This window comes from Aliidiomarina sp., assembly GCF_047920995.1.
Classification (GTDB): Bacteria; Pseudomonadota; Gammaproteobacteria; order Enterobacterales; family Alteromonadaceae; genus Aliidiomarina.
Window position 1 is genome coordinate 1 of the sequence record NZ_JBLRWZ010000051.1, and the last position, 8,759, is coordinate 8,759.

An 8,759-nucleotide genomic window follows, 5' to 3' on the forward strand; every position below is an offset into this window, starting at 1 on the left:
GGCTGGTTAGAGCAACACCCGCAGCTGTATTTGGCTACCGGCTTGTTCATTTTATTCATTCTTGCTTGGTTAAGTAATGCAGTAGTAAAGCGCATGCTCGTGCGCGGCATTATGAAGGCGTTACGAACTACCGAAATTGGCCGCACCCATGAGATTGCTAAATCATCTGTTATTGCTCGTCTTGCTAATGTGATTCCCGCATTAGTACTTTCGGTAGGTATTGTTTGGGTGCCTGAAGTGCCAGAAGTTGTTGTGGCAGTTATTCAAAATGTGGCCAATGCCTTTGTGATTCTTACTGTGGCATTGGCGATTAATGGCGCGTTAACGCTTATTAATACGATCTATGAAAAGAAACCGGATTCGCATTTAAAGCCCATTAAAGGCTACATCCAAGTTATAAAAATCGTTATTTACCTTGTATCGGCAATTCTGATTATTGCGGCGTTAATTGATCGTTCGCCGGTTATTCTGCTTTCCGGTATTGGGGCAATGGCAGCTGTATTAATGCTGGTATTCCAAGATACCTTACTTTCACTAGTGGCCAGCATGCAGATTTCCTCGAATGATATTGTGCGAGTGGGTGATTGGGTAGAAATGCCAGCATTGAATGCGGATGGCGATGTGATTGATATTGCCCTGCATACGGTAAAAGTACAGAACTGGGATAAAACCATCACCACCATCCCTACCCGCCGGTTTATTACCGATTCGTTTAAAAACTGGCGCGGCATGCAAGATTCGGGTGGCCGGCGTATTATGCGCAATATTTTGTTGGATCAGCAAAGTATTGGCTTTTTGAGTGATGAAGATAAAACTCGATTATCGCGCTTTCGATTATTGCGTGAGTATCTAGAAAGTAAACAGAAAGAAATTGATGATTGGAATCAATCACTTAAAGACGAAGGTAAAGAGCCTGCAAATACTAGGCGTATCACGAATATCGGTACCTTCCGAGCTTATATCTTAAACTATTTGAAGCACCACCAGCGCATACACCAAGATATGACCATGATGGTACGGCAGTTGGCGCCAACATCTGATGGCTTGCCGCTGCAAGTATATGGGTTTACCAATACTACAGCTTGGGTAGATTACGAGGCAATTCAATCTGATTTGTTTGATCACCTTCTTTCTATTCTGCCGGAGTTTGGCTTGCGTGTTTACCAGCATCCAAGCGGTGTGGATTTACGCTCACTGCGTGATACGAGCGTAAAAACTACGGTGCCAGAAGACAAGCCGGATTAAAGGGTTTCCCGATCTAGCACTTCTTGAATACGCTCATCTTTTAATTGCCAACGGCTATTTAGCCAGCTTTGAAAATGATCCCGAAACTCGGGATCATTAAAGTAATCCCCGCGCAAATCGTCGGTTACTGGAATGCGATCAATATATACATAAATCTTTTTCAACCTACCGGCCAACAAATCTAGCACGATAGAGCGATTGCTTTGCCGATCAGGATATACCAAGGTGATATCAAGGATTTCTTGAAATTGATTACCCATGGCTTGCAACGTAAATGAGGTTCCACCTGCTTTTGGGGTTAATAAATGCCGATAAGCGCTTTGCTTTTGTTGCCGCTTTTGTTCTGTAAAGCGCGTGCCTTCGCAAAAATTGATCACCGTAGTAGGAATATTGCGAAATTTTTCACATTTCTCTCGCGTGGTTTCAATATCCTTACCTTTTAGCTCTGGGCGTTTCGCAATTTGCTCCTTGCTGTAGCGCTTCATAAACGGCATATCGAGCACCCAACAACCAACACCGATAATCGGTACCCAAAACAACTCTTGCTTTAGAAAGAAGCGTGGCATGGGTAGGTTCTTACGCGATAAGTGCATCAGAGCCACGATATCTACCCAGCTCATGTGATTGCAGAGAATCATGAACCAACCATTCCGATCGTTCGGAATATCACCTTCTACAAACCATTCTACTGAGTAACTAATACGAAACATTGCTGAAACTGCATAAGCCCACCCGCGAAACGCGCCATTGGCTAAGCGCGAAATAAAACGCTGCACAGCCGGAATCGGAATAATGAACTTAAAAATACCCAAAACAATAATAGTGATACCGATTACTGCGGTTGCGATAGCGCCCCACAGAAAATTAAACAGTACCCGCAATGGAGCTGGTAAAAAATGCAACATAAGCATGCTTCCCTATAATTTTTATTCTTTGTTAATCATACCTTAACTTACCTAAAACGCAGAACTCCTTGCAAAGAAAATAGAATTGCATACACTGTATATACGTACAGTATTTTGGTATTCAAAGGAGAGCGTAATGCATGCAGAGCTGCAACAGCTTATTGAGCGCGGTTCGCTATGGAAAGGTAATGCAAGGCCTTGTAGTGCTAGGGAGCAAGCAGATGTGCATGTATCGAGTGGCCAGAGTGTGTTGGACCAAGCGCTTGGCGGAGGCTGGTTATGTGGGCGGGTGCATGAATTGCAATGTGCACATTTATTTAGTGGTGAATTAAGTTTGCTTGCAGCTGGCATTGCAAAAGCAGCCGAACTAGCGCGGCCTGTATTTTGGTTAGCGCCGCCAGCCATTCCGTATGCTCCAGCATTACAAGGAATGCTAGCACTGCAGGCAAACAACGCAATAGCAAAAACTTCTAGCAGTAGTGCTGCGCAGCACATTGTGATTAATCCAGCCAATGCGGTAGATGCCTTATGGGCTGCGGAAACAATATTGCATAGTGGCCAAGTAGCGATGCTGCTGCTTTGGGCGGAACAGCTTAGCGCTACAGCAGTACGCCGTTTGCACCTAGCTGCAGCCGAGAGTGACGCTTGGGTATTTGTGATTACGGGTGTGCAAAATGAGGAAGCGCGTAGTTATGCAACGCGTTTACGTGTGCATGTTGAGCCTGCACATAGCCGCGATAATGTAGCGCAGTTGGCAAATGTGCAGTGGCAGTTGTTAAAGCGTAACGGTGGCTGGCCGATTCGCTTGCCACGGCAGCCATTACCTCGCTGGCCTTCCGGTTAGCAGCTTATTGGTAGCGGCTTTCGAATAGCGATATAGGCGAATATATGTGGGTATATGTGCAGTTACCTGCGCTGCAGTTGGATCGAATGCAAGCGTTACAACCTGAATTAAAGGGCTTACCCGCAGTGTTGTATGGGCAGCAGGAGCAGCGAGTGGTGCAGGCCAATGAAACGGCGATGGTAATGGGGATTCAACCCGGATGCTCATTATCAGATGCTTGGGTGCTGGCTGAGAATTTAGCGGCTTATCCTTATCGAGAGGCTCAACAGCGGCATTTATTGCAACAGCTGGCAGCCGATTTGTACCAAGTGTTTGCGCTTATTAGCCTTGATGCCCCGGCTGGTTTTTGGCTTGATTTAAAGCCAATGCGGAAGTTGTATCCTGATATACAGCAAAGCCAACAGCAGTTAATGCTGCAGCTTGCTCCTTGGCAATTGCGCTATCAATGCGGTTCTGGTGCCACCCCTTTAGTGGCAAAAATGTTGGCGCAGGCGGGCGTAACAAATGCGGCCGATGTGCCGATTCACTACTTACCCTGCGCCCCAAAACTAATTGAAAAACTACAGCGCTTGGGCTTGCACACGCTTGGAGCTTTGCAGGCTATTCCACGTGCTTTGGCGGGGCAACGCATGGGGCAAGAGTTAGTGCAATGGCTGGCGCGTATTCAAGGTGAGCAGCATGAATTACTACACTACTTCCAGCCACCGCAATGGTTTTATCAACGTTTTTGTTTAGTGGCAGAAGCGCGTAGCTGGCAAGCATTGCGGTTTCCATTAAAGCGAATGCTGCAAGAGCTAGAACACTTCTTAGAAGGCCGGCAGCAAGAAACGCGTTATTTGCAGTTAGTGTTACACCATCGTGATCATGAACCCACTCGTATAGAAATCGGTTTGGCCCATGGTGCTTATTTAGCAAATGAGCTAGATAATTTTTGTCAGTTAAAAATAGTGGCGTTGAAGTTAGCCGCTCCTGTTTTAGAGCTCGGTTTACAAGCTAAGCAGTTGCACCCGCGTAGCAAACAGCATGGTGATTTACTCAATAGTGGCAAAAAGCAACGTAAGCCATTGCCGCGGCTGTTGAATGAATTACAGCTTCGGCTTGGGCAAGCGCGAGTATTTGCAGTGCAAACAGCCAACGAATGGTTACCAGAACAGGCCTGGCAGCGCTCTCCGGCCGGTGCATACTTAACCTCCGCACAAGGGGCTGGTAAAAACACCGCGCTGGCCCAAGAGTTGGGTGCACATCCTTTGGGTAGGCCGTTATGGCTGTTACCGCAGCCGCAACCGGTACAAATACAACAATGGCAACTATTGCGCGGGCCAGAGCGGCACTGTACGCCGTGGTGGCAGCCCCAGCCTCATGATATGAATGGTATTGCTCAGGGAGTATGCCGAGATTACTGGTTGGGGTTAAATGCGCTTGGGCAACCCGGTTGGTTGTTTTACGATTACCAGCAGCAATGCTGGTGGCAGCAGGGTTGGTTTAGCTAATGGCTTATGCAGAGTTGCATTGCTTAAGCCACTACAGTTTTTTGCGAGCGGCATCTTCTCCTGCAGAGTTAGTGCTGCAAGCAGCTCAACTCGGCTATTCGGCGATTGCGATCACTGATGAATGCTCTTATGCGGGGTTAGTAAAAGCTTGGCAAGCCAGTAAGCAAGCAAACTTGAAGTTAATTAGTGGCAGTGAGTTTCGCTGTCAGCAGTTTGGAGTATTCGTATTACTAGCCAAAAATCGCCAAGGTTATGGCCAAATCGGCCGCTTCATTAGCCAATGTAGGCGTGCTGCCGAAAAAGGCAGCTACACATTTGCGGCGCAAGATTTACTCGAGAGTGATTTAAGTAACTGTTTATTATTGTGGTTACCGCGGTTTATGCAACCAGCTCATGGTAATCATCAGTGTGCAACTGATGTTGTAACTGCCGCAACTGCGGAATTTACCACGCCCTCCAGTGCTTCTAGGAATCCAATTGCAGAACTAGCGCAGCAATTACAAACTGCATTTCCACAACGTTGTTGGCTGATGTACCAACGCTATTTGCAGCCCACGGATCGGCAACAGATGCAGTATTTGCGGCAATTCTCGGCCACTACCGGCTGGCCGATAGTGGCTACAGGTGGCGTACGCATACACCACCGAGAACGGTTACCGTTATTGCATGTGTTACAAGCCATCCGCAAGCACATTCCGGTGGCCAAATTAGGTTTCTCGCGGCTTGCGAATGCGGAAGTGAGTTTGCGCACGTTAGCAGAACTCGAGCAGTTGCTGCCGGCAAAATGGTTGGCAGAAACAGAAGTAATTGCGCAACGCTGTAGCTTTAACTTAAGTGAGTTGCGCTATGAATACCCTGCTGAAGTAGTGCCGCAAGGCTTTACCGCTAATGGTTATTTACGCCAGCTTGGCTTGCAGGGCTTACGCTGGCGCTATCCGAATGGTGTGCCAAAGGCAATTCGTGAGCAATTGGAAAAAGAGCTTACCTTAGTAGAAGAGCTAGGCTATGCGCACTTCTTCCTTACCATTCACGATGTTGTGGTATTCGCGCGGCAGCAGAATATTTTGCACCAAGGCCGAGGCTCGGCGGCCAATTCGGTATTGTGCTATTGCTTAGGAATTACGGCGGTAAACCCAGCGCAATCACAGCTGCTATTCGAGCGATTTATTTCTCGAGAGCGTAATGAGCCGCCAGATATTGATGTTGATTTTGAGCATGAGCGACGCGAAGAAATAATTCAGTATATTTATAATAAATACGGCCGTAATCGAGCGGCGTTGGCGGCTACTGTAATCACCTATCGGTTACGTAGTGCGCTGCGCGATGTGGGTAAAGCACTGGGCTTTCCAGAGGCGCAAATTGAACAGTTTTTAAATCGCTTAGATCGTCGTGATAGTGAAAACGATTGGCGCATACAACTCCAGCAAATGGGCGTAATGAATCATCCGCAAGGAGCGCATTTGCTGATGCTTACCGAGGCGCTGCTGGGTTTTCCACGGCACCTTTCGCAACATGTGGGTGGTTTTGTTATAGCCGCGGGCGAATTAGCCGATTTAGTGCCGATTGAGAATGCGGCTATGGCAGAGCGCACGGTAATTCAGTGGGATAAAGATGATATTGAAGCCCTTTGTTTGCTCAAAGTTGATGTGTTAGCGCTTGGTATGCTTACAGCAATTCGTAAAACTCTTGCGTTATTGCCAAATTTTTATGGCGTGCAACATAGTTTGGCGAGTATTCCACAAGATGATCCACAGGTGTATCGAATGCTGCAAAAAGCTGATTCGGTAGGCGTGTTTCAAATTGAATCTCGGGCGCAGATGAACATGCTGCCGCGCTTAAAGCCAAATTGCTTTTATGATTTAGTGATTCAAATTGCCATTGTGCGGCCAGGGCCTATTCAAGGTGATATGGTGCATCCCTATTTACGGCGCCGCGCAGGCAAAGAATCTATTACCTACCCTAACCCCGCAGTAGAGCAAGTGCTCAAGCGCACCTTGGGCGTTCCTATTTTTCAAGAGCAAGTAATTAAATTAGCCATGGTAGCAGCCGGCTTTAGTGGTGGTGAGGCCGATGCGTTGCGGCGTGCGATGGCGAGCTGGCGCAGCAAAGGCAAACTTATGGCATTCCAAGAAAAGTTAATTAACGGCATGCGCGCTCGAGGTTATAGCCAAGAATTTGCGGAACGGTTATTCGAGCAAATCTGTGGCTTTGGTGAATATGGCTTTCCAGAATCTCACTCAGCTAGTTTTGCCAACTTAGCTTACGCTTCCTCATGGTTGAAGTGCCACTATCCGGCCGCATTTTATGTTGGTTTGCTGAATAGCCAGCCAATGGGCTTTTACACCGCCTCTCAATTAATTCAAGATGCGCGCCGCCATCAGGTAGCAGTGTTACCGATCTCCATTAATAGCAGTACCTGGAATCATGCGTTACAACCATCTGCAGAGCCTCAGCATGCACAAGCACTTAGTGTTTCAGCAGAAACCCCGGCGCAGCCTTCGGCAAAGAGCGCAGCAGAACCGATGATCAGGCTTGGCTTTCGCTTAATCAAGGGGTTAGTGCAGCACGAGCTCAATCGGTTATTGCAGCACCGGCCAGTTGCTGGGTTCACGGATATGCAGGAGTTTTTGCAAATCTGTGAGGCGTGCAGCTTTAGTGATAGGGGTAAAGAGTTACTAGCAAGTGCAAACGCTCTTGTTGAGCTCAGTGGTAATCGTTATCAAACGCGCTGGAATTTAACCACCCTGCGTGAACCCAATCCCCAACGGGAAACAGAGCAGCTTTCGCTACTGAACGTGCATGAGCAGCCAATGAATGAATACGCGCTTGCTGCTCCAAATGAATTTGCAAACATGCAGGAAGATTATCAATCCTTAGGGCTTACCTTAGGCAAGCACCCGTTAGCACTATTGCATGAGTTAGATGTGTTACCGAAGCATCATACAGCGAATGCGTTACCGAGCCTACGCTCAGGGCAGTTGGTAACGGTTATCGGCCTAGTTACGAATCGGCAACGGCCAAGTACCGCGAGTGGCGTTACCTTCCTAACCTTAGAAGATCATACGGGCACTATTAATGTAGTGCTCTGGCAAGAGCTGGCTCGCCGGCAACGCAAGCAGTGGCTGAAGGCCCAATTGTTACAAGTAAAGGGTGTATTGGAAATTGAAGGTGATGTTATTCATATTGTGGCGGGAGATTTACGTGATTTAACTGGGCAGCTACCAAATGCCCAAGTTAAATCACGTGATTTCCATTAACGATTACTGCTCGCTCAGCTTGTCACTATGCCGCGAGCAATATGCGTTATGTGCTGTGATTACTCTGCTTCTGCTAAGTAATCGTTTTTTAACCATACATAATTTTCGGCAGATTTCTTTAAAAAAGCCTGCTCTTCATCCGTAAGGCGGCGCGCTTGTTTCACAGGGCTGCCTACATATAAATAGCCACTCGTTAAACATTTGCCAGGCGGAACCAACGAACCGGCACCAATGATTACATCATCCTCTACTACGGCGCCATCCATTACCGTGGCCGACATGCCAATCAAAATCCGATTACCCACAGTGCAGCCGTGCAACATTACTTGGTGGCCTACCGTTACATCATCACCAATAATCAAAGGGTAACCCGTAGCATCCTCTGGGCTAGTACGGGTAACGTGCAAAATGGCACCATCTTGTACGTTTGTTCGTGCGCCAATGCGAATATGGTTCACATCACCACGCGCTGCAACTAACGGCCAAATGCTACTATCGGCGCCAATTTCAATGTCACCCACCAAAACTGCGGATGGATCTACAAAAACCCCCTCGCCTAATTTTGGCAATTTACCCTTATAGGAACGGCCCACGAATGCACTTGCTGTCATAATCACCTCACCTGCCACGCGCTCACATAGCGCTTTGCTTAGAAAACATGCTGTATACGTTTGATCTTACGCCAACCTGACGAATTTTTCTGCGGTTAACACAAAAAAACAAGAAAACTTGCAAAAAGAGCTTGCCCGTTTCGCTCAGGTCTATATAATTCGCCCCACTTCGAAGGCAGTAACGATAAGCACTTAGCGAATCAAGCCAACGAAAACGGGATTTAGGTAAAAAGGTAAAGTTGTTAAAACGAAGCCTTCTTACTAAAAAGAAAGTTAAACACCTGTAACAGGCCATTAACTTTCCAATAACAACCCCGAATTGCTGTCGCTAGCATGTAGAAATAGAAAAACTTTTCGAAAGCGGTTGACAGCAAAAATGAGGCGTGTAGAATGCGCACCTCGCTACG

Annotated in this window: 6 protein-coding genes; 4 read left to right on the forward strand and 2 right to left on the reverse strand. The window is 47.2% G+C overall.

Going from position 1 to position 8,759, the window contains the following annotated elements:
- A partial coding sequence (locus tag ACNA7P_RS10595; RefSeq protein WP_416258601.1) for a mechanosensitive ion channel family protein occupies positions 1 to 1,245 on the forward strand: 1,245 nt, incomplete at its 5' end.
- Here the strand turns inward: ACNA7P_RS10595 and ACNA7P_RS10600 are convergent.
- On the reverse strand, positions 1,242 to 2,150 hold the full coding sequence (locus ACNA7P_RS10600) for an acyltransferase (protein WP_416258602.1): 909 nt from the start codon (positions 2,148 to 2,150) through the stop codon (positions 1,242 to 1,244). The two genes, ACNA7P_RS10595 and ACNA7P_RS10600, sit on opposite strands and share 4 nt — an antisense overlap.
- Positions 2,151 to 2,286: 136 nt before the next feature.
- Here ACNA7P_RS10600 and ACNA7P_RS10605 point away from each other — a divergent pair, with 136 nt between their 5' ends.
- The 3 genes from ACNA7P_RS10605 to ACNA7P_RS10615 are packed head-to-tail and all read left to right on the forward strand — an operon-like array spanning position 2,287 to position 7,741.
- Positions 2,287 to 2,994: an ImuA family protein gene (locus tag ACNA7P_RS10605; protein ID WP_416258603.1), complete on the forward strand. Its 708-nt coding sequence runs from the start codon at positions 2,287 to 2,289 to the stop codon at positions 2,992 to 2,994.
- Positions 2,995 to 3,038: 44 nt separating this feature from the next.
- Positions 3,039 to 4,484 carry a Y-family DNA polymerase gene (locus ACNA7P_RS10610; RefSeq protein WP_416258604.1) on the forward strand — a complete coding sequence of 482 codons (1,446 nt, stop codon included), beginning with the start codon at positions 3,039 to 3,041 and terminating at the stop codon, positions 4,482 to 4,484.
- Positions 4,484 to 7,741, forward strand: coding sequence for an error-prone DNA polymerase (locus tag ACNA7P_RS10615; RefSeq protein WP_416258605.1), 3,258 nt, complete (start codon positions 4,484 to 4,486; stop codon positions 7,739 to 7,741). Before ACNA7P_RS10610 ends, ACNA7P_RS10615 begins: the two co-directional genes overlap by 1 nt.
- A 59-nt stretch (positions 7,742 to 7,800) precedes the next feature.
- Here ACNA7P_RS10615 and ACNA7P_RS10620 read toward each other — a convergent pair whose 3' ends face one another.
- Positions 7,801 to 8,352: a gamma carbonic anhydrase family protein gene (locus ACNA7P_RS10620; protein WP_416258606.1), complete on the reverse strand. Its 552-nt coding sequence runs from the start codon at positions 8,350 to 8,352 to the stop codon at positions 7,801 to 7,803.
- Positions 8,353 to 8,759: the final 407 nt, after the last annotated feature.

What these genes read in the sequence shown, in the direction of transcription:
- ACNA7P_RS10600 (WP_416258602.1), bottom strand. Translation starts at nt 2,150, where the DNA reads ATGTTGCATTTTTTACCAGCTCCATTGCGGGTACTGTTTAATTTTCTG.
- ACNA7P_RS10605 (WP_416258603.1), top strand. Translation starts at nt 2,287, where the DNA reads ATGCATGCAGAGCTGCAACAGCTTATTGAGCGCGGTTCGCTATGGAAA.
- ACNA7P_RS10610 (WP_416258604.1), top strand. Translation starts at nt 3,039, where the DNA reads ATGTGGGTATATGTGCAGTTACCTGCGCTGCAGTTGGATCGAATGCAA.
- ACNA7P_RS10615 (WP_416258605.1), top strand. Translation starts at nt 4,484, where the DNA reads ATGGCTTATGCAGAGTTGCATTGCTTAAGCCACTACAGTTTTTTGCGA.
- ACNA7P_RS10620 (WP_416258606.1), bottom strand. Translation starts at nt 8,352, where the DNA reads ATGACAGCAAGTGCATTCGTGGGCCGTTCCTATAAGGGTAAATTGCCA.